At 55.3% G+C, this 18,395-nt stretch carries 21 protein-coding genes; 19 read left to right on the top strand and 2 right to left on the bottom strand.

Translation table 11 applies throughout. The annotated features are described in order from the left end of the window. Positions 1 to 170: 170 nt before the first annotated feature. The 12 genes from F5984_RS12480 (at position 171) to F5984_RS12425 (ending at position 10,076) form a co-directional block, all read left to right on the top strand. Positions 171 to 809 (top strand): Crp/Fnr family transcriptional regulator, encoded by a 639-nt coding sequence (locus tag F5984_RS12480; protein ID WP_152124613.1) that lies wholly within the window; start codon positions 171 to 173, stop codon positions 807 to 809. An 82-nt stretch (positions 810 to 891) separates the two neighbouring features. Then, positions 892 to 1,722: a sulfite exporter TauE/SafE family protein gene (locus F5984_RS12475; RefSeq protein WP_152124612.1), complete on the top strand. Its 831-nt coding sequence runs from the start codon at positions 892 to 894 to the stop codon at positions 1,720 to 1,722. Between the two features lie 238 nt (positions 1,723 to 1,960). Then, positions 1,961 to 3,370 carry an MBL fold metallo-hydrolase gene (locus tag F5984_RS12470; RefSeq protein ID WP_152124611.1) on the top strand — a complete coding sequence of 470 codons (1,410 nt, stop codon included), beginning with the start codon at positions 1,961 to 1,963 and terminating at the stop codon, positions 3,368 to 3,370. A gap of 65 nt (positions 3,371 to 3,435) precedes the next feature. Continuing rightward, on the top strand, positions 3,436 to 4,821 hold the full coding sequence (locus F5984_RS12465) for a hypothetical protein (protein WP_246168947.1): 1,386 nt from the start codon (positions 3,436 to 3,438) through the stop codon (positions 4,819 to 4,821). A 3-nt stretch (positions 4,822 to 4,824) separates the two neighbouring features. Further along, positions 4,825 to 5,397 (top strand): YeeE/YedE family protein, encoded by a 573-nt coding sequence (locus F5984_RS12460; protein ID WP_152124610.1) that lies wholly within the window; start codon positions 4,825 to 4,827, stop codon positions 5,395 to 5,397. A gap of 6 nt (positions 5,398 to 5,403) precedes the next feature. Further along, positions 5,404 to 5,889 (top strand): DUF6691 family protein, encoded by a 486-nt coding sequence (locus F5984_RS12455; protein ID WP_152124609.1) that lies wholly within the window; start codon positions 5,404 to 5,406, stop codon positions 5,887 to 5,889. Between the two features lie 188 nt (positions 5,890 to 6,077). Then, positions 6,078 to 6,290 (top strand): YgaP family membrane protein, encoded by a 213-nt coding sequence (locus F5984_RS12450; protein WP_152124608.1) that lies wholly within the window; start codon positions 6,078 to 6,080, stop codon positions 6,288 to 6,290. Between the two features lie 123 nt (positions 6,291 to 6,413). Next, positions 6,414 to 6,806 (top strand): rhodanese-like domain-containing protein, encoded by a 393-nt coding sequence (locus tag F5984_RS12445; protein ID WP_152124607.1) that lies wholly within the window; start codon positions 6,414 to 6,416, stop codon positions 6,804 to 6,806. A 5-nt stretch (positions 6,807 to 6,811) separates the two neighbouring features. Then, the gene (locus F5984_RS12440; protein ID WP_152124606.1) at positions 6,812 to 7,801 is read left to right on the top strand and encodes a sterol desaturase family protein; all 990 of its coding nucleotides are present in this window, start codon (positions 6,812 to 6,814) and stop codon (positions 7,799 to 7,801) included. Beyond that, the gene (locus F5984_RS12435) at positions 7,764 to 7,928 is read left to right on the top strand and encodes a hypothetical protein (RefSeq protein ID WP_317163102.1); all 165 of its coding nucleotides are present in this window, start codon (positions 7,764 to 7,766) and stop codon (positions 7,926 to 7,928) included. The genes F5984_RS12440 and F5984_RS12435 overlap by 38 nt, the downstream gene beginning before the upstream one ends. A 113-nt stretch (positions 7,929 to 8,041) precedes the next feature. Then, a complete protein-coding gene (locus F5984_RS12430) occupies positions 8,042 to 9,454 on the top strand; it encodes an MBL fold metallo-hydrolase (RefSeq protein WP_152124604.1) in 1,413 nt (470 codons plus the stop codon). Between the two features lie 226 nt (positions 9,455 to 9,680). Next, a complete protein-coding gene (locus F5984_RS12425) occupies positions 9,681 to 10,076 on the top strand; it encodes a DUF983 domain-containing protein (RefSeq protein WP_152124603.1) in 396 nt (131 codons plus the stop codon). Between the two features lie 85 nt (positions 10,077 to 10,161). On the opposite strand, the gene F5984_RS12420 is transcribed toward F5984_RS12425, so the two are convergent. Continuing rightward, positions 10,162 to 10,560, bottom strand: a complete 399-nt coding sequence (locus tag F5984_RS12420) for a hypothetical protein (protein WP_152124602.1) — start codon at positions 10,558 to 10,560, stop codon at positions 10,162 to 10,164. Positions 10,561 to 10,688: 128 nt separating this feature from the next. Further along, a complete protein-coding gene (locus F5984_RS12415) occupies positions 10,689 to 11,798 on the bottom strand; it encodes a L,D-transpeptidase family protein (protein WP_152124601.1) in 1,110 nt (369 codons plus the stop codon). 233 nt (positions 11,799 to 12,031) lie between these two features. Here F5984_RS12415 and F5984_RS12410 point away from each other — a divergent pair, with 233 nt between their 5' ends. From F5984_RS12410 to dnaK, 7 genes are all read left to right on the top strand, one after another. Then, positions 12,032 to 12,274, top strand: a complete 243-nt coding sequence (locus F5984_RS12410) for a hypothetical protein (protein WP_152124600.1) — start codon at positions 12,032 to 12,034, stop codon at positions 12,272 to 12,274. Between the two features lie 38 nt (positions 12,275 to 12,312). Beyond that, on the top strand, positions 12,313 to 13,128 hold the full coding sequence (locus F5984_RS12405) for a universal stress protein (RefSeq protein WP_152124599.1): 816 nt from the start codon (positions 12,313 to 12,315) through the stop codon (positions 13,126 to 13,128). A gap of 24 nt (positions 13,129 to 13,152) precedes the next feature. Continuing rightward, entirely contained in the window at positions 13,153 to 14,028 is an 876-nt protein-coding gene (locus F5984_RS12400) for a universal stress protein (RefSeq protein WP_152124598.1), read from the top strand. 286 nt (positions 14,029 to 14,314) lie between these two features. Further along, entirely contained in the window at positions 14,315 to 14,935 is a 621-nt protein-coding gene (locus tag F5984_RS12395; protein ID WP_152124597.1) for an AlbA family DNA-binding domain-containing protein, read from the top strand. Between the two features lie 76 nt (positions 14,936 to 15,011). After that, positions 15,012 to 15,923 carry an oxygen-dependent coproporphyrinogen oxidase gene (hemF, locus tag F5984_RS12390; protein ID WP_152124596.1) on the top strand — a complete coding sequence of 304 codons (912 nt, stop codon included), beginning with the start codon at positions 15,012 to 15,014 and terminating at the stop codon, positions 15,921 to 15,923. 23 nt (positions 15,924 to 15,946) lie between these two features. Beyond that, on the top strand, positions 15,947 to 16,168 hold the full coding sequence (locus F5984_RS12385; protein WP_152124595.1) for an MbtH family protein: 222 nt from the start codon (positions 15,947 to 15,949) through the stop codon (positions 16,166 to 16,168). 210 nt (positions 16,169 to 16,378) lie between these two features. After that, positions 16,379 to 18,286 (top strand): molecular chaperone DnaK, encoded by a 1,908-nt coding sequence (dnaK, locus tag F5984_RS12380; RefSeq protein WP_152124594.1) that lies wholly within the window; start codon positions 16,379 to 16,381, stop codon positions 18,284 to 18,286. The last annotated feature ends 109 nt before the right edge of the window (positions 18,287 to 18,395 follow it).

Here is an 18,395-nt window from a genome sequence, read left to right as displayed (position 1 = left end):
AAAGTTGATAGTCAGTTGGCTAAACTGTTCTGACGGGCATCAGATTCAGACGTGTTATTTATCAGGCGGAGACAGATTGCGCTGGTACGTTGTGCGTAGTTCATTCGCTATCGCAACTCAACGGACCTCTTCAGTGTTGCAGGGGCAAACAACCAAGGTGAACACCCACTATGAAGCTAACGAACGAGTTTTTGCAGGAACGATTGAACGGGCAGTTTGAGCACCTGTTGCTGGACGAAATCGCGAAGACGGGGCAGTACAAACGGGTTTCGGCGGGGTCGTACCTGATTCGGCCGGGCGAATACATCCGGTCGGTGCCCATCATTCTGCACGGCTCGGTCAAAATCATGCGCCCCGACAAAGAAGGCCGCGAGGCTCTCTTGTACTACCTCGGTGGTATGGATGCCTGCGCTATGTCGCTGACGTGTTGTCTGGGCAGTAAGCAAAGCGAAATTACGGCCGTAGTGGAGGAAGACACGGAACTGATTGCTATACCGGTCGATAAAGTCGATGAGTGGATGTGCCGTTTCTCGACCTGGAAACAGTTTGTGTTTCAGACCTACCAAAAACGATTCGATAACCTGCTGGCTACAGTCGACGAGGTGATTTTCCAGAAGCTCGATGAGCGGCTACTGGCGTACCTGCACAAGAAAGCCCAGAGTTGCGGCTGCCGGGTGCTGTCGATTACCCACGAAGAAATAGCGCAGGATCTGGCTACCTCGCGCGAAGTGATCTCCCGATTACTCAAGCAACTCGAACGAAACGGGGTTTTGAAGCTGATGCGCAACAAAATTGAGATGCTGAGCTAAGAATTCGGGGCCATGTAACATTTGTCACGGAACCGGCGCAGCCGGAGGGCGTATTTCGCATCCATATATTTCTGGAGCGATTATGACCTCATTACAACTGGCCGGTTTTTCGGCCTCCTTACTCATCGGTGTCAGCCTGGGGCTGATTGGCGGAGGGGGAAGCATTCTGACTCTGCCCGTATTAGTGTATCTGCTGGGTATCAACCCGGTTATCTCAACGGCCTATTCCTTATTTATTGTGGGGGTGACCTCGCTTGTAGGCTCGGTCAATTTCATGCGGAAGAAACTGGTCGACTATAAGGCCGGGATCATCTTCGCCATTCCTTCCTTCACGGCCGTTTTTCTTACCCGTAAATACATTGTACCGGCTATTCCCGACGTGTTGTTCACGATGGGAGACCTGACCATCACCAAAAACATCGGCATCATGGTGTTTTTTGCCCTCGTGATGGTGGCGGCCTCGTACTCCATGCTCCGGGACAGCCGCAACGGGGCCGATGCCGACGAACAGGAACCGCGGTTCAACTATCCGCTCATTGGTCTCGAAGGGGCCGTAGTGGGCGTACTCACAGGAATTGTCGGGGCCGGGGGCGGCTTTCTGATTATTCCGGCCCTGGTGGTGCTGGCCCGCTTACCGATGCGTATGGCCGTGGGTACCTCCCTGCTGATTATCGCGGCCAAGTCGCTCATTGGCTTCGTGGGCGATGTGGCTAATCTGACTATCGACTGGGCGTTTCTGCTCGAATTTACGGCTCTGTCGGTGGTCGGCATCTTTGTGGGTATGTACCTATCGCGGTATGTAGCGAGTGCCCGGCTCAAAAAAGCGTTTGGCTGGTTCGTGCTCATCATGGGCGTGTACATCATCAGCCGCGAATTGTTCTTTTCTCCTGACCTACGTAACAAAAGTCACTGACTGGGGGCTGTAGGGAGTCTAATTTTGTTTCATTATCAATTGAATTACGGGGTTCCGTCTTAAGTACTGGACATTAGATGTTGGACATTAGACGTTAGACCTCCCTACAGAATAATAGTAAGTCTAACGTCTAATGTCTGAAGTCCGAAGGTCCAGTACTGAATCTACAGACCATGCGTTTCTCGCCTGTCGGCGAAACCATACACAAGAAACCACAAACCATAAACCAGTTAGCACAATGTTCTTTCAAACCATTTATGACAAAACCCTGGCCCAGGCCAGCTATTTGATAGGATGCCAGAAAACCGGCGAGTCTATTGTTATCGACCCCAAGCGGGATGTGGATACCTATCTCGATGTTGCTAAACAAAACGGCCTCCGAATTACACACGTTACCGAAACCCATATTCACGCTGACTTTCTCTCGGGAGCCCGCGAGTTGGCCGCTCTGACTGGCGCTACCCTCTACCTCTCCGACGAAGGTGGCCCTGATTGGGCGTATGCGTTTGAACACGAGGGTTTGCGGCATGGCGATGTGATCCGGGTGGGGAACCTGACTCTGAAGGTAATCCATACCCCCGGTCATACCCCCGAGAGCATCAGCTTTTTGCTCACCGACCATCCCGCTACCGACGCTCCGGTCATGATTTTCACGGGCGACTTTGTGTTTGTGGGCGACATTGGCCGCCCCGACCTGCTCGAGAAAGCAGCTGGTATGACGGGTACGCAGGATGCCGGTGCCCGGCAGATGTACCAGTCGGTACAGCAGTTTAGTCAGTTACCCGAGTATGTGCAGGTATGGCCCGGTCACGGGGCGGGGTCGGCTTGTGGGAAAGCATTGGGTGCCGTGCCCAGCACGACGGTTGGCTACGAAAAAATCCGTAACTGGGCGTTTCAGTACGACGAGGACCCCGAAGGGTTTGTGGACTACCTGCTTACCGATCAGCCCGAGCCGCCGACTTACTTTGCCAAGATGAAAACCCTGAACAAAGTAGACCGCCCGTTGCTGACTCAGGTGCCGACGCAGAAAAAACTAAGCCCGGCTGAGGTGCGCGAAGGTCTCCAAAACGGGATGAAGCTGATTGATACCCGGAACAAAACGGCTTTTGCCCAAGGGTTTGTGCCGGGTAGCCTGAACATTCAGGGTAACAATGCCTTTGCAACCTGGATGGGCTGGCTCATGTCGTACGATGAGCCGTTTATGCTCGTGGCCGACGAGGCTCAGATCGAGGACCTGACCCGCAAACTGATGCGCATTGGCCTGGATAGGGTGTACGGCTACACCGACACCGTAAACGACCTTGGTGTGGAGCTGACGCAGGCCGATGTGATCGACCTCGAAACGTTCAAGACCTACCTCAACCGGTCGGATGTGCAGGTAATCGATCTGCGCGGAGCGTCGGAATACAAACAAGGCCATGTTGAAGGGGCCGAAAACGTGTTTGTGGGTACGCTGGAGCGCAACCTCGATAAAATTAGCCGCAACACACCCGTTGTTATTTACTGTCAGGGGGGCGACCGGGCTACCATTGCGTACTCCCTGCTGGTTCGGCACGGGTTTACCAATGTGCGCAATTACTCGGGCAGCATGAACGAGTGGGTTCGCGAGGGTAACCCGGTGGTAACCGCCGAACTGGCGGCCCTTTGAAACCCGAATGGCGCGGCTTGCGTTTTGTGCGGGTAACTTGACTGGATTAATAAGGGGAACGGGTAATGGCCAGACGATTTTGGAGGTTAGGGCTTAGTGTGGGGGTGTTGGGGGTAAGTTTGGTAAGCCGGGCTGAGCCCCCCGATACGCTTCGCACGGTCAATCGGTGGCTGGCGCGCGAGCGGTTTCCGATCCGGGCGCGATCAGTGTTTATGGCAACCGACAATAAGGCCGACCTGACCGATTCATATGCCTGGGGTGTGGGTGTGGGCCTGGGGTATCAGACCCCCGTCCTGTTTCGGCATTTGCAACTGGGCGGCACTGTGTTTGTGAGCAAAAACCTGTTGTCGTCAGACCTGGCCACCCGCGACCCACTCACCAATCAGCCTAACCGGTACGAAGCGGCCCTGTTTGATCTCCGTCAGCCGGGCAGCCATCGGCTCCTGCACCGCATTGAATCGCTGTATGGGCAGTGGCGCTTTGGTTCGAAAGGCTCGCTCACGGTCGGTCGGCAGTTGCCCCGCTCCCCGTTCATTAATCCGCAGGATGGTCGGTTGGCTCCCACCATGGTCGAAGGGCTGGTGGGGCAGTACGACCTGACCCCTAACACCCGAGTTCAGGTTGACTATTTGTGGCGTATGGGGCCCCGGTCTACACTCGGTTGGTACGGTATCGGGCAAAGTGTGGGGCAGCACGGGGTCGGCGTAGATGCGGAGGGACGTGCTTCACAATACGCGGGCAACACCCGGTCGGGGCATATTGTACAACTTGGCCTGACGCATAAAATCGGGCCGGTAGTGGTGCAGCTCTGGGATACGCGGGTGGCTAACCTGTTCAACATGAGTTATCTGCGGGCCGACGCCAGCCTGCCAGCCGGGGCAAAACGAGGAATTTTGCTGGGGGTGCAGGCCGCGCGGCAGTGGGCCGTTGGCGAAGGGGGCAACCCCGAACGGACCAAAGCGTACATACCGCCCGGCAGTCGCTCGCTCACGGTGTCGGGGCGGGTTGGGTACCAGACCCCACGCTGGACGGTTCACCTCAATGCCACCCGGATTACGGCGGAGGGCCGGTATCTGATGCCCCGCGAATGGGGCCGTGACCCCTGGTACACGTTTCTGACCCGCGAACGTAGCGAAGGTACCGGCGATATGACGGCCCTGAGTGCCAACTTGATTATGACACCCGGTTCCCGGTTCCGGGCCGAGGTTGGGGCAGGGTATTACCACCTGCCCGATGTGAAGCGGTACAGCCTCAATAAATACGGCCTGCCTGCCTACGGCCAGCTGAACCTGAATCTGAACTATGCCTTTGCCGGCCATCTGAACGGATTAGAAACAGGGGTGTTATGGGTGTATAAAGGGGCGCAGGGGCCTACATACAATAATCCCCGGTATGTGTACAACCGGGTTGATATGAGTCAATTAAGTGTACTTGTTAATTACCACCTATGAGTTATGGAGTTTCTTGAACTAATCCGAAAGCCCTGGCCCTGGTACGTGGCCGGGCCATTGATCGGCCTTACCGTACCGGTGTTGCTCCTGATTGGCAACAAATCCTTTGGTATCTCGTCGTCGTTGCGGCATATCTGCGCGGCCTGTATTCCAGCCGGGATTCCGTTTTTTCAGTACAACTGGAAGCGCGAAATGTGGAACCTGTTTTTTGTAGCCGGGGTGCTGCTGGGCGGTCTGGTGGCAACCCAATGGCTGGCTAATCCCGACACGATCGTGATTGCGCCCGCTACTATGGCTGATTTGCGGGCGCTGGGCCTGACCGATTTTTCGGGTCTGATGCCCACGGAGCTGTTCAACACGGCCAACCTGTTTAGTCCCAAAGGGTTTGTGTTTTTTGTGCTGGGTGGTTTTCTGGTAGGGTTTGGTACCCGCTGGGCGGGCGGTTGCACGTCGGGGCATGCCATCATGGGCATTTCTAATCTGCAATGGGCGTCGGTGGTGGCAACCTGCTGCTTTATGGTAGGCGGCTTTGCCATGACCCACCTCATCTTACCCTACATCCTCAAACTGCTGTAACCAATCATGCAATACGTCGAAGAAATGAAAGAACCATTGGTGTGCGATGCACCCAATGATATGAAGCGGGAAGAGAGCCTGCTGGTGCACCTGAAATACGCCGTGGTGGGTATTTTGTTCGGTATCGTTTTCGTAAAGGCCGAAATCATCTCCTGGTTTCGGATTCAGGAAATGTTCCGGCTCCAGAGTTTTCACATGTACGGGGTCATTGGCTCGGCCATCGCCGTCGGGATGCTGTCGATCTGGATCATCAAGCGGTTCAATGTCAAAACCCTGTCGGGCGAGACGGTTGAATTTCACCCGAAGAAGTTCAATAAAGGGCAAATTTACGGGGGGCTGATGTTTGGTCTCGGCTGGGCCGTGACGGGGGCCTGCCCCGGTCCGTTGTTTGCCCAGATTGGCAGTGGCTATCTGGTGGTGATCGTAACGCTGCTGAGTGCGATTGCTGGCACCTGGACCTACGGACTCCTGCGGGATCGGTTGCCACACTAAGCAGTTGGCAACTATTGAAAAGCGCGCATCAGCCCGGCATACGGGCGGTGCGCGCTTTTTTGTGATTCGAGTCAGGGGTGATACTCGTTCGAATATACGTCATTTTGTTGAATATCATCCGGTTGCCTGATATTTGTCACAGCCTGTAACGTAATAGCCGAGTTTCTTTGTTCAAAAAACAGACGACAATGAAAGCGAATATGGGTTCTGCCGATCGGATTATCCGCGTACTGGTTGCGCTGGCGGTAATTACTTTAGTAGCGACAGGTACACTGAGCGGTATCTGGTCCGTAGTGGGCCTGGTGCTCGCTGGCGTATTTTTACTGACGAGCCTGGTTCGGTTCTGTCCGTTGTACCTACCCTTTGGTATCCGAACGAACCGGGTGCGTAAATCTGCCTAACCGATCGAGCCGCTTGCCCTATAGCGGCTGGTATTGCCTGCCCATAATTTGCTGCCTTGTGTGACAAGTGTCACAAAGTTAGACGAGTGGGTCCACGAGCTTTGTCAGAAAACAACCCATCCAATGCGTGTTTTTCTGATCTTATTGGTACTCTGGTTGCCCGGATGCAGCTCGGGAACAAAGCAAACGGCCGTGATCGATATGACGGCGGCCGAATTTAAAGCCGCCCTCGACAGTACGGCCGCCCGCCAACTCATCGACGTTCGCACCGGCCCCGAAGTAAGCGGGGGCGTGATTCCCGGTGCCCAGCAAATTGATATCAGTAGCGACTATTTTGAGCAACAGCTCGACGGGCTCGACAAAGCAACCCCCGTGTACGTCTATTGTGCGGTGGGTAGCCGCAGCGCGCAGGCCGCCCGGTTGCTGGCTCAGAAAGGGTTTGGCGTTGTGTACAACCTGACTGGCGGTATCGATGCCTGGATCGGGGCTGGCTATCCGGTGGTTCCACTACGCTGAGGGTCATGGAACGGTACATTCAGGCCTTTGTCGATGGGTACTCGGGCTACGCCCGGTATCTGGTGCACGAGATAGCCAATCCCGGCTGGCACAACTATTTCTATGCGCTGGTCGGCCTGTCGCTGGCCGTGTGGGGGCTCGAGCTGCTTTTCCCCTGGCGCCGGGATCAGCCGGTGCTGCGGCAGGATTTCTTCCTGGACTTGTTCTACCTGTTCTTCAATTTCTTTCTGTTCTCGCTGGTCGGCTACAATGCCGTGTCGAACGTGGGCGTGCTGATAGTTTCGGATGCGCTGGCGCAGTTGGGCATTCGGAACCTGGTGGCCATCAATATACAGAGCTGGTCGGTCTGGGCGCAATTGTTTACCTTGTTCATTGTCCGCGATTTTGTGCAGTGGAACGTGCATCGGTTGCTCCATCGGGTGCCCTGGATGTGGACATTCCATAAGGTACATCATAGCGTGGAGCAGATGGGGTTTGCCGCGCACCTGCGGTATCACTGGATGGAAACAGTCATTTACCGCGTGTTTGAGTACATTCCGCTGGCGATGATCGGGTTTGGTATCAGCGATTTCTTTGTGGTACACCTCTTTACATTGGCCGTGGGACATTTCAACCACGCCAATATCAACCTACCCCTGGGGCCGTTGCGGTATCTGTTCAATAGTCCGCAAATGCACCTGTGGCATCATGCCGAGGTAATGCCCGACGACCACCCCACCGGAATCAACTACGGCATCACGTTGAGTATCTGGGATTATCTGTTCGGTACAGCCCACGAGCCTTACGTCGACAGTCACCTGAAACTCGGGTTTCCGGGGCTCGACACATTTCCGCGTACCCTGACGGGCCAATTGGGCTTGTCGCTTCAACCCACTTCCCAACCTCATGAACCAAAAACAACCTCTTTGGAAACAGCCGACCTTCCAGCAACTAACACTGGCGTCGCTCACACTCGGTTTGGCCCCCTTCGTGCCCGAACCGCATCTGCTGGGTAAACTTCGCTGGGTGCTGGGCGGAGCCGTGGGCATGCAGCTCGTAGACTGGGGCGACCTGCTCATGCACGGGGCTCCCTGGCTGGGTCTGATTGGCTTCTCGATTTGGTATCGCTTCGGTAAGAAATGATTTGAGTGGGGGTAAATGCCTGATTTTAATCAGCCCGGTTTTGTAACATTTATCACGGAATACCCCCTCGGCATCGGCCACTTTTGGGTAGTTAATTCAACAGAGCAACTACCATGAAAATCGAACAAATTTATACCGGCTGTCTGGCCGAAGCCGCTTATTATATCGAGTCAGCCGGTGAGGTCGCCATCATCGACCCCCTCCGCGAACCGCAACCGTACATTGACCGGGCCACTGCCGACGGCGCCCGGATCAAGTACGTGCTGGAAACCCACTTCCACGCCGATTTTGTGTCGGGCCACCTTGAGCTGGCTGCCAAAACCGGGGCTACCATTGTCTTTGGCCCCACGGCGCAGCCCAACTACGACGCCCACATTGCGCAGGATGGCGAGATTCTGACGCTGGGTAGGGTGCAGATAAAAGTGCTGCACACACCGGGGCATACGATGGAATCGAGTACGTTCCTGCTCATCGACGAAGCCGGACAGGAGCAGGCCATTTTTACCGGCGACACCCTGTTTATCGGTGATGTGGGGCGCCCCGACCTGGCCGTTAAGTCAGATTTGAGCCGCGAAGACCTCGCCGGGTATTTATACGACAGCCTGTACACCAAAATTCTGCCCCTGCCCGACAGCCTTATTGTGTACCCCGGTCACGGGGCCGGTTCGGCCTGCGGCAAGAATATGAGTAAGGAAACAACCGATACCTTGGGTAACCAGAAGCGATTCAATTACGCGTTGCAGGCCAAAGCGAAAGCGGAGTTTGTGCGCGAGGTACTCACCGGGCTGAACACGCCCCCGCAGTATTTTCCCAAAAATGCGGTGCTCAACAAAATGGGCTATGATAGCGTCGACACGGTGTTGAAGCAGGGTACGCAGGCGTTGTCGCCGGGGGCCTTTGAGGCAGCCGCCAATGAGGTTGAGGCTCTGGTGCTCGACGTGCGGGATGCGCAGACGTTTGCGAAAGGGTTTATTCCCAACGCGATTAATATCGGTCTCGAAGGGCAGTTTGCCGGTTGGGTAGGTACACTCGTGACCGACCTGAAGCAACCCATTCTGCTCGTTGCGCCCGAAGGCCGCGAAGAGGAAGCCGTGCTGCGGCTCGCCCGCGTGGGGTACGACAATTGCATTGGGTATTTGCAGGGTGGTTTTGCTGCCTGGGTTGCTGATGGCCGACCGGCCGACACGATCGAGTCTATTTCGGCCGGGGACTTTGCCGACCGGTTCGCTGCCCAACCCGATCTAAAGGTGCTCGACGTTCGCCGTCGGAGCGAGTTTGAGTCGGAGCATGTGGTGGGTGCCGAGAATTTTCCCCTCGACTTTATCAACGCCAACATGGCGCAACTGAACCGGGCCGAAACGTACTACCTGCATTGTGGCAGCGGGTATCGGTCTATGACAGCCGCATCGATTCTGCGAGCGCGTGGATTCGAGAATCTCGTGGAGGTGGCCGGTGGTTTTGCCGCCATCAAGGCAACCGGTAAACTCACACTGACTGATTATGTGTGCCCTACCACGTTGCTCTAAGTGCAACGATTAAACGGGCTGAGTTTGCCAACAGGTAATTACAGGCGGCAAATTCAGCCCGCTTCAGTTTAATAGAGCCCCCGGTCGCTATAATGAAAATCGTTGATTTGTACTACGAATGTCCGCGTTTGTGACTGGCTATGTACTGCGTAATCAGTGACCTTTGTTATTGATAATAACCCACAACCAAGGGGCTCTGAATGGGAGCCCTGCATCACCTGCCGTCATGTTGAAAGGCACCAAGCTGTATAGCATCTTATTCAATAAATGCCCTCGTTGCCACGAGGGGGATATGTTTACCAGTGCAACCGCGTTTAGCCGGGAGTTCGATCAGATGCACACGCACTGCCACGCCTGTGGGCAGCGTTTTGAGCCGGAGCCGGGCTTTTATTTCGGTTCGATGTACGTGAGCTACGCTTTGTACGTGGCCACCATCGTGACGTCGTTTTTCCTGTTTGTTGTGTTTCTCGACGTTGACCCTGTCGACCTGCTGTGGGGATTGTTGCCCGCGCTCGTGCTGCTGACGCCCTTTTTCTTCCGGATAGCCCGGCGTACCTGGATTAATATTTTTGTGGGGTATGACCCGGCGGCTAAAAAAGAACCCGCCCCGGCCGGGCATTGAAACGCCCAATTGACGAACAATAGATCTTGAAAAAAGAACGACCACCCAGCCGGGTGGTCGTTTGCGTTACGGGGGTAAATAAAAACTACACAAAAAAGGATTCGTGCAAGGCCACAAAAGCGCGCAGCTCGCGTTTCATGCGGGTATAGTCGGCGTGAAAATCATCCATCTCCTGCCGAATGTAGCGGTGGTCGCGCCGTAGCCCAGCGGGTACGGCCTGTTTGTTCTGCCAGGATTGAACCACCGTCTGATCGTACTCCTCAATATCTCCGCTAAGTCGCGGAATGAGACGGTAGAAGTGCGCGATATGGCTTTTGAGTGCGTCGAATTGTTTCTGCGCTTCGGGGGTTAGTGCCTGCCGGTCGAGGAGGTCGAACATTTTTTCGAGCAGAGGCAGCTCGACCTGAACAAACGTGATTTCCTCGTGCCAAAGGCGTACTTCGATGTGCTGATGCGACAGGTAGTTGAGTTGTTCGGTTTTCATGCGGGAGTTGGCGTATTGGCGTTGGGTTTCGGAACTTAATTCAGGTTCCGACTGCATAGTTAGCCCGTTGGTCCAACTCATTTCCTGCGCTCCGTCAGCCAAACGGCTGATTCTTACCCGTGCCTGGCTTAGCGGTACACGTCGCGGTACACCCGTACGGCTCCGGCTTCGTCGATGTCCAGAATGTTGTAGATGATAAAAACAGGCACCGGCCGGGGCAGCCGAATCGTTAGGGGTGTTTTGGCCTTGAGGCAGCTGTTCAGGTACGCGGGCGTAAACCGGTTGGAGCCCAGTAATTCGTTGGCCAGCTCTACGGGTTTCTCAACCCGAACGCAGCCGTGACTCAGCCACCGGTTTTCATTTTTGAAGAGGTGCCGGGCGTTGGTGTCGTGCAGGTAAATATCGTAAGGGCTGCCGAGGTTAAACTTCATCAGGCCCAGGGCATTGTCGCAACCCGTGGACTGCCGGAGCCGGTACGGAAACGTTTTCGGCGTGAGCGCGGCCCAGTTTATGGTGGTGGGGTCAACTACCTGTCCTTTGCTGTCGATCACCTGCATATTCATGTCGTCGATAGCGGCCGGATTTCGTTTAATCTTCGGAAACAGCTCTTTCTCGGTAATGGAGCGGGGTACGTTCCAGTACGGATAGGTAACGAGGTCGGTGATGCGGGCCGTAAATACGGGCGTCGGGGTGTTTCGTTTGCCTACAATCACCCGGCTGCTGAGTCTCGTTTCGCCCTGCCGATCGATCACCCGCAGGGTAGCCGACGGGAGGTTCACGATTACCCGTTTGTCGGCCGGAAACCGGTTGAGCCAGCGGTAGGTGTGCAAACTGGCCTTGATCTGCTCAATGGTGAGCGAGTCGCCCACGTAATCGTCGAGCAAACAGCGCCAGCAATACTCTTTCAGTTGCCGGTAGTGCGGGTCGTGCGATTCGAGGGAGTCGAGCAGTGGAGGCCAGTTGCCGCCTACTATCACGCGGTCGACAAGCTGCCCCAGCCGTACCGAATCCATTTGTGGCGTAACACCCTGATACCCGAGCCGCCGGCTGGGCTTCCCCCAAATTACCTCTGAAAGATACGTAGTGAGGCAGGCTCGGTCGGGCAAAGGTGTTTTGCAAACCGGCTCGACCCCGATGCTTTCGCCATACCCGCGCAACCGCGTCCAGTCTTCGGCCGATTGACCTATACTTTGCAAGGGCAAAAGCAAACTAATAAGAAGGAGCAACCGGGTTGTCATGGGAGTTTATGGTTTATCGTTTTTGGTTTTTAGTTGTGCAATGCCTGGCCTTCCTCACTTTTTTACCCATCCAACAAAATTACTTCACCGCCTTCGGTTTCTGCCTGATGCGGTGCAGGTGTCGGGCTGAACTAAATCAGACGGATGTCTAAGCGTGGTCATGGGGAAGCTGGCAGACAGGGGGCAGTTTTGTGGTGTCAATCAACGTTTTGATCACTAAGCTCTTTATCACCATGACCTTCGAACCTGCCACCCAATCTGTTGTGTTTGTCTTGCCCGATTTCCGGCGGGCCGAGCTGACATTCTGCCGGAGCAACGATGCCGACGAGAAAATCTGCGTGGGTGTCACCCCGTCGGGCAAAGCGCGTCATGTGGTATCGACGGCACAACTGGCCAAAGGGAGCTGGCGAGCCCGGCTCAACTGGTCCGATGGTCGGCAGCAATATCAGGAAGAAAAAGAGATTCTGGTAAATTGATCGGGCAAGAATCGCAAAGAACCTGTACCACGACTCTCATGAGAACTATCCTACTGGCAACCGATTTTTCCGAAAACGCCCATTGGGCAATTGATTACGCTGTTGAAATGGCGTTTACCCTGCACGCGCAGCTCGTGATTCTGAACGCGTACGATCCGCTGCCGGCCAATGCACCGGCTCACGAGTGGCTGACCTCGGCCGACGAAGGGGCTAAACAGGCCTGCCTCCATCGGCTTCATGATCTGCGCGACTCGATCAGGGAGCAGACCGGCGGACTACTCCTCGTGGAAGTGGTGGCCCGGCCGGGCGATCCGGCAGCCTGTATCGAAGCGGAGGTACGCGACCGCAAACCCGATCTGCTCGTGATGGGCCTCGTGGGTGACGAACCCTACCGCGCCCGAATTGAAGGCAGCCTGGCGACCCAGTTGATTCCCGAAACGCTCGTGTCCATGTTGCTTGTCCCGCCCGGCACGGTTTACACGCCCATTCGGTCGGTGGTGCTGGCCGTGGATTTAGAGGAGCCCGTTGACGTCTTGACGCTGGGCAACGTGAAGCGGTTTGCGCGACTGCTCGATGCCACGCTCGACATTGTTTGTGTTGAAGATACCCCGACCGACCTGCACCGCTGGGGGGCCGAGGCCATCCGTAACCTATTTATCGATCAACCACACACCTTTCAGTTTTTGTCCGGCAACGACCTGACGGTGGCACTCGATGCGTACTTCGCCCAGACCCGTGCCGATCTGATTGTGCTGCTGCCCAAGCGTCATAGCCGGTTTCAGATCTGGCTCACCGAGTCGGTCACGCAGCAGGTTGCCCGCCAGGCGATTGTACCTGTGCTGGCTGTTGTTTAACGTTTTTACATTTTCTCATTCACTATGAACAAGGTTCTGATTTTAACTGACTTTTCGGCCGCATCAACGCACGCCATCAACTACGCACAAACGCTTTTCGGCGACGTGCCCACTCAGTTCTGTTTGCTCAATGCGTACCCCATCGAGCTCGAAGCCGCCAACGGGGCTATCTACGCTATGGAAACGCTGCGGCAGGCAGCCGCCGACGAACTGACCCAGTTGAAAGAGTCGCTCGAAGCCGCGTCGCTCACACCAACCCATACGTTTGAAATCCGGACGCTGGCCGGCGGGCCGGTGAGCGCGCTGGAAGCCATCCTTGCCAACGAGTCGTTCGACTGGGTGGTACTGGGAGCTACCGGAGCCGGTCGCAGCGAATGGCTGGGTAGCGTGTCGACCGGGGTAATCCGGGCGGCTACGGCCCATGTGCTGGTGGTTCCGGCAACGGCACCCATCCGGCCTCTCGCGCATGTGGTGCTGGCCACCGACGCCAACTTCGTCCGCTCGACCGAATGTCTGGACCCGGTAAAAGGGATACTGGAGGCTAAAAATGCTGATCTAACAGTGTTAACCATTGAGAATCCCGACCGCAAAGAGACGAAAATCGCTCCCGAAACGCTCGACCGGTTGCAGCTATACTTTGATCCGGCGAAGCCGCTGGTGTATTACATTCACGATAACGAGGTAGTGCGGGGTATCGACGCGTACTTGGAAACCCACCCGGTTGATCTGCTCGTAACGGTACCGCACCGTAAGAGTCTGGTCGATGCTTTATTTGGCCGTAGCGTGACCCGTTCGCTGGCGTATCACCCACGGGTTCCTTTGCTGGCCCTGTACGATGCCACCCCCGTTACTCCCGCCAGTACCGACCCAACTGAGGTGCCGTTTGCTACGTATTTGTAAGTGGGCTTTTGGGTTTATAGTATTTAGTTTGTCGTTTTTGGTTAAAAACAGACTTGTATTCGAAACCGGTGCTTCTGTAGGCGGAAAACCCCTACGGGGTAGAAGCGGGTCTGTTACTGAGCTAGTAACAGGGAGCCCCAGTGGGGCAAACTAATTCTGCCCAATTGCGTAAACGCTTTAAAAGGGACTCTGCAGAGAGTCCCTTTTCTTATATCTACTTCTCTATTTCCGTTCCGGTTAACGGCTGCCCGTAAAACTCTACACCAAAAACCGTCGTTAGCGTAGTATGGTCTCAAAGCTTCCCGATCTGATTGCCCAGGGCGAAGGCTCCCGGCTCGAGTTTAAAAGTACCATTTCGACCCCGGCCCGCATTGCCCGGACGTTGTGCGCGTTTGCCAATACGGCGGGCGGCACGCTGTTGATTGGCGTCGACGATGACGGAAAGATGGTCGGTATTCAGTCCGAAATACGGGAGATGCGCAAGATTGAACAGGCCACCGACCTGCTGGTGGAGCCGCCCATCACGGTGAGCTACGAGGTGGTGTATGGCGATGGGCGCCCTGTGCTTGTGATCGATGTGCCGGAAAGCACCGAAAAGCCGCACTATGCCGTCGACGATCAGGGGCGTCGAACTATTTATGTTCGGGTGAAGGATAAATCGGTGCCGACCAACAAGCTCATTATGGAGCAGGACTCAGCCGACAAAACCTTGCTACAGTCGCCCAACGTGCGCACGCTGGTGCAGTACCTGCGCAAGAATGATTACATCACGGCCGACCGGTTGGCCAAACTGGTCAACATCTCCGATTACCGGGCCAACAAGCTTCTTCGGCAACTGACCGAGCAGGGGCTGTTGATTCTCATCGATAAGCCCCGGCCCGCCCGGTTTGCCCTCAAAGTGAATTAAGGTGTAGTTTTGCGCTTCCCCGGTTTAGTACGCGACGCTTGTTACGCACCAAATCGGGTATGACAATCATTGATACATGACAAAGGAAGATATTGCCCACTGGTTTGGGGGCTTACAGGATAGGATTTGCCACTCGCTCGAAACGGCCGACGGTGTAGGGCGCTTTAGCGAGGATAGCTGGGAGCGGCCCGGCGGTGGCGGAGGTCGCTCGCGCACGCTGGCCAACGGGGCCGTTATCGAAAAAGGAGGTGTTGGCTTTTCGGTTGTGCATGGCGAAGCCACCGAAGGTACCCTGCGTCAGCTTGGGATTACAGCGCAAAACGGCGAAGTCCCTACGTTTTTTGCCACGGGCGTATCTATTGTGTTGCATCCGCACAGCCCCAGGGTGCCCATCATCCACATGAATGTGCGGTACTTCGAGATGAGTACCGGGCACAACTGGTTCGGGGGTGGTATTGACCTAACTCCACACTACGTGGTTGATGCCGATGCCCGTTGGTTTCACGAGCAGCTTAAAGCCGTTTGCGACAAGCACAACCCGGACTACTACGCCCGGTTTAAGCCCTGGGCCGACGATTATTTCTACCTCAAACACCGGCAGGAGACCCGCGGTATCGGTGGCATTTTCTTCGATCATCTCCGCCCCGAGTCGCCCGAGCATAAGGCTGAACTATTCCACTTTGTGCAGGATGTAGGCGAAGCCTTTGCGCCAATCTACACGCACTATATGCATCAGAACCGCGATCTGCCTTACGACGAAGCGCAGAAAGCGTGGCAGATGCTCCGGCGCGGGCGTTATGTAGAGTTCAATCTGGTATGGGACCGGGGCACCAAGTTTGGTCTCGAAACCGACGGCCGTACCGAGTCGATTCTGATGAGTATGCCCCCGCAGGCCAACTGGACCTATAACCATCAGCCGCAACCCGGTTCCGAAGAGGCCCGCACCTTGATCCTTCTGCGAAAAGGAGTAGATTGGGTTGGGAAATAATCTAGTTAACCAAAAACTACCTCATGGAAGAGCGCGAAGACAACACGATGTATAAAGTTGTGGTCAACCACGAAGAACAGTACAGTATCTGGCCCGCCGACCGCGAAAACGCCCTGGGCTGGAATGACGCCGGTAAGCAGGGTACGAAAGCGGAGTGTCTGGAATACATCAAAGAAGTCTGGACAGACATGCGTCCGCTGAGTTTACGCAAGCGGATGGAAGAAGCCCAACAGCGGGGCGAATAACAGCTTGGGACTGCCGGTACATACCTAACCCGGTCTGTACTGGCAGCGTGTCAGAGTGTGGGTTAGTGGTCTGCCAACCTTGCCCGTTACCTCCTTTTATGCTGTCAATCTGTCATAAAAAAAAGCCCTATAAGCGGCTGGCATATCCCTTGCAATAGGGGAGGTATCTGTCAGGAATTACAACAGAATTAGACATAACTAAACCAGACTATGGGCAAGATTATTGGCATTGACTTAGGCACAACCAACTCGTGCGTGGCCGTTATGGAAGGTAACGAGCCCGTGGTTATCCCAAACAGCGAAGGACGTCGGACTACTCCGTCGGTGGTCGCGTTTATGGATAACGGCAACGGGGAGCGCAAAGTAGGTGATCCGGCCAAACGTCAGGCAATCACCAACCCGAAAAATACGATTTCTTCGATTAAGCGCTTCATGGGTAAGCGTTACAACGAAGTACAGAACGAAATGAAAACGGTGGCTTACGATGTTGAGCGCGGAGCGAATGATACGCCCCGGGTTAAGATCGGTGACCGTCAATATACCCCGCAGGAACTCTCGGCGCTTGTTCTGCAAAAGATGAAGCAAACCGCGGAGGACTATCTGGGGCAAACCGTAACCGAAGCCGTGATTACGGTACCGGCTTACTTCAACGATGCCGAACGGCAGGCGACTAAAGAAGCCGGTCAGATTGCCGGTCTCGATGTGAAGCGGATTATCAACGAACCCACGGCAGCGGCTCTGGCTTACGGTCTCGATAAGACCGATAAAGACATGAAAATCGCGGTGTTTGACCTCGGTGGTGGTACGTTCGATATCTCGATCCTCGAACTGGGCGACGGTGTATTCGAAGTAAAATCGACCGATGGTGACACACACCTCGGGGGCGACGACTTCGATCAGGTGATCATCGACTGGCTGGCTAATGAGTTCAAGAGCGACGAAGGTATCGACCTGCGTCAGGACCCGATGGCTCTGCAGCGGTTGAAAGAAGCCGCCGAAAAAGCGAAAATTGAACTGTCGAGCGGAGCGTCAACGGAAATCAACCTGCCGTACATCATGCCGGTCAATGGTATTCCGAAGCACCTGGTGCGTTCGTTGAGCCGCGCGAAGTTTGAGCAGTTGAGCGATTCGTTGGTGCAGCGTAGCCTGGAGCCTTGCCGCCGGGCCCTCAAAAACGCCGGTCTGAGCGCCGGTCAGATCGATGAGGTGATTCTGGTGGGTGGTTCTACCCGGATTCCGAAAGTACAGGAAGAGGTAGAGAAACTCTTTGGTAAGAAGCCTTCGAAAGCCGTTAACCCCGACGAAGCCGTTGCCGTAGGCGCAGCTATTCAGGGTGGCGTATTGACCGGTGAAGTGAAAGACGTACTCCTGCTCGACGTAATCCCGCTGTCGCTGGGTATCGAAACGATGGGTGGCGTGTTCACAAAGATGGTGGAGGCAAACACCACGATTCCGAGCAAGAAAACCGAAACCTTCTCGACGGCATCAGATAACCAGCCAAGTGTAGAAATCAACGTGTTGCAGGGCGAGCGCCCGATGGCCGCTCAGAACCGGCAGTTGGGTCGGTTTATCCTGTCGGATATCCCACCGGCACCGCGTGGAGTTCCGCAAATTGAAGTGACCTTTGACGTTGATGCCAACGGTATTCTGAACGTAACGGCCCGTGATAAAGGAACGGGTAAAGAGCAGAAAATCCGAATTGAAGCATCGAGCGGTCTGACCGACGCTGAAATCAACCGGATGCGCGACGAAGCGAAAGCCAACGAAGCTGCGGATAAGGCGGAGCGGGAAAAAATCGAGAAAGTGAACCAAGCTGACTCGATGATCTTCCAGACCGAGAAGCAGCTGAAAGATTATGGCGACAAACTGACGCCCGCTAACAAGCAAGCGATTGAAGACGGCCTCGCGCAGTTGCGCACGGCTCACGGCTCGCGCGATGCGGCTGCTATCGATACCGCACTGGCGGCCCTGACGAATGCCTGGAATGCCGCTTCGCAGGACATTTACAACGCTACGCAGGGAGCTAACCCCGCTGATGGCGCTGCTACTGGCGCGGCCAATGGACAGGGGCAGCCTGCCGATGACGTGTCGGATGTGCCTTACGAAGAAGTGAAATAAGCAGAACCTGTTTCTGGAAAACCCCGCCCCAAAACGGCGGGGTTTTTTGTTGGTTACCTGTCCCGGTTAAGAACCAGATTCGCGCAGTTCAGTTGAGCAACATGGCTGT

This window comes from Rudanella paleaurantiibacter, from assembly GCF_009184635.1.
GTDB lineage: Bacteria > Bacteroidota > Bacteroidia > Cytophagales > Spirosomataceae > Rudanella > Rudanella paleaurantiibacter.
Note: the sequence above shows the minus strand (reverse complement) of the source record. Positions and strands in the feature narration are given on the sequence as shown.

Coding starts and splice junctions, on each gene's coding strand:
- F5984_RS12480 (WP_152124613.1), top strand. CDS start 171: ATGAAGCTAACGAACGAGTTTTTGCAGGAACGATTGAACGGGCAGTTT.
- F5984_RS12475 (WP_152124612.1), top strand. CDS start 892: ATGACCTCATTACAACTGGCCGGTTTTTCGGCCTCCTTACTCATCGGT.
- F5984_RS12470 (WP_152124611.1), top strand. CDS start 1,961: ATGTTCTTTCAAACCATTTATGACAAAACCCTGGCCCAGGCCAGCTAT.
- F5984_RS12465 (WP_246168947.1), top strand. CDS start 3,436: ATGGCCAGACGATTTTGGAGGTTAGGGCTTAGTGTGGGGGTGTTGGGG.
- F5984_RS12460 (WP_152124610.1), top strand. CDS start 4,825: ATGGAGTTTCTTGAACTAATCCGAAAGCCCTGGCCCTGGTACGTGGCC.
- F5984_RS12455 (WP_152124609.1), top strand. CDS start 5,404: ATGCAATACGTCGAAGAAATGAAAGAACCATTGGTGTGCGATGCACCC.
- F5984_RS12450 (WP_152124608.1), top strand. CDS start 6,078: ATGAAAGCGAATATGGGTTCTGCCGATCGGATTATCCGCGTACTGGTT.
- F5984_RS12445 (WP_152124607.1), top strand. CDS start 6,414: ATGCGTGTTTTTCTGATCTTATTGGTACTCTGGTTGCCCGGATGCAGC.
- F5984_RS12440 (WP_152124606.1), top strand. CDS start 6,812: ATGGAACGGTACATTCAGGCCTTTGTCGATGGGTACTCGGGCTACGCC.
- F5984_RS12430 (WP_152124604.1), top strand. CDS start 8,042: ATGAAAATCGAACAAATTTATACCGGCTGTCTGGCCGAAGCCGCTTAT.
- F5984_RS12425 (WP_152124603.1), top strand. CDS start 9,681: ATGTTGAAAGGCACCAAGCTGTATAGCATCTTATTCAATAAATGCCCT.
- F5984_RS12420 (WP_152124602.1), bottom strand. CDS start 10,560: ATGAAAACCGAACAACTCAACTACCTGTCGCATCAGCACATCGAAGTA.
- F5984_RS12415 (WP_152124601.1), bottom strand. CDS start 11,798: ATGACAACCCGGTTGCTCCTTCTTATTAGTTTGCTTTTGCCCTTGCAA.
- F5984_RS12410 (WP_152124600.1), top strand. CDS start 12,032: ATGACCTTCGAACCTGCCACCCAATCTGTTGTGTTTGTCTTGCCCGAT.
- F5984_RS12405 (WP_152124599.1), top strand. CDS start 12,313: ATGAGAACTATCCTACTGGCAACCGATTTTTCCGAAAACGCCCATTGG.
- F5984_RS12400 (WP_152124598.1), top strand. CDS start 13,153: ATGAACAAGGTTCTGATTTTAACTGACTTTTCGGCCGCATCAACGCAC.
- F5984_RS12395 (WP_152124597.1), top strand. CDS start 14,315: ATGGTCTCAAAGCTTCCCGATCTGATTGCCCAGGGCGAAGGCTCCCGG.
- hemF (WP_152124596.1), top strand. CDS start 15,012: ATGACAAAGGAAGATATTGCCCACTGGTTTGGGGGCTTACAGGATAGG.
- F5984_RS12385 (WP_152124595.1), top strand. CDS start 15,947: ATGGAAGAGCGCGAAGACAACACGATGTATAAAGTTGTGGTCAACCAC.
- dnaK (WP_152124594.1), top strand. CDS start 16,379: ATGGGCAAGATTATTGGCATTGACTTAGGCACAACCAACTCGTGCGTG.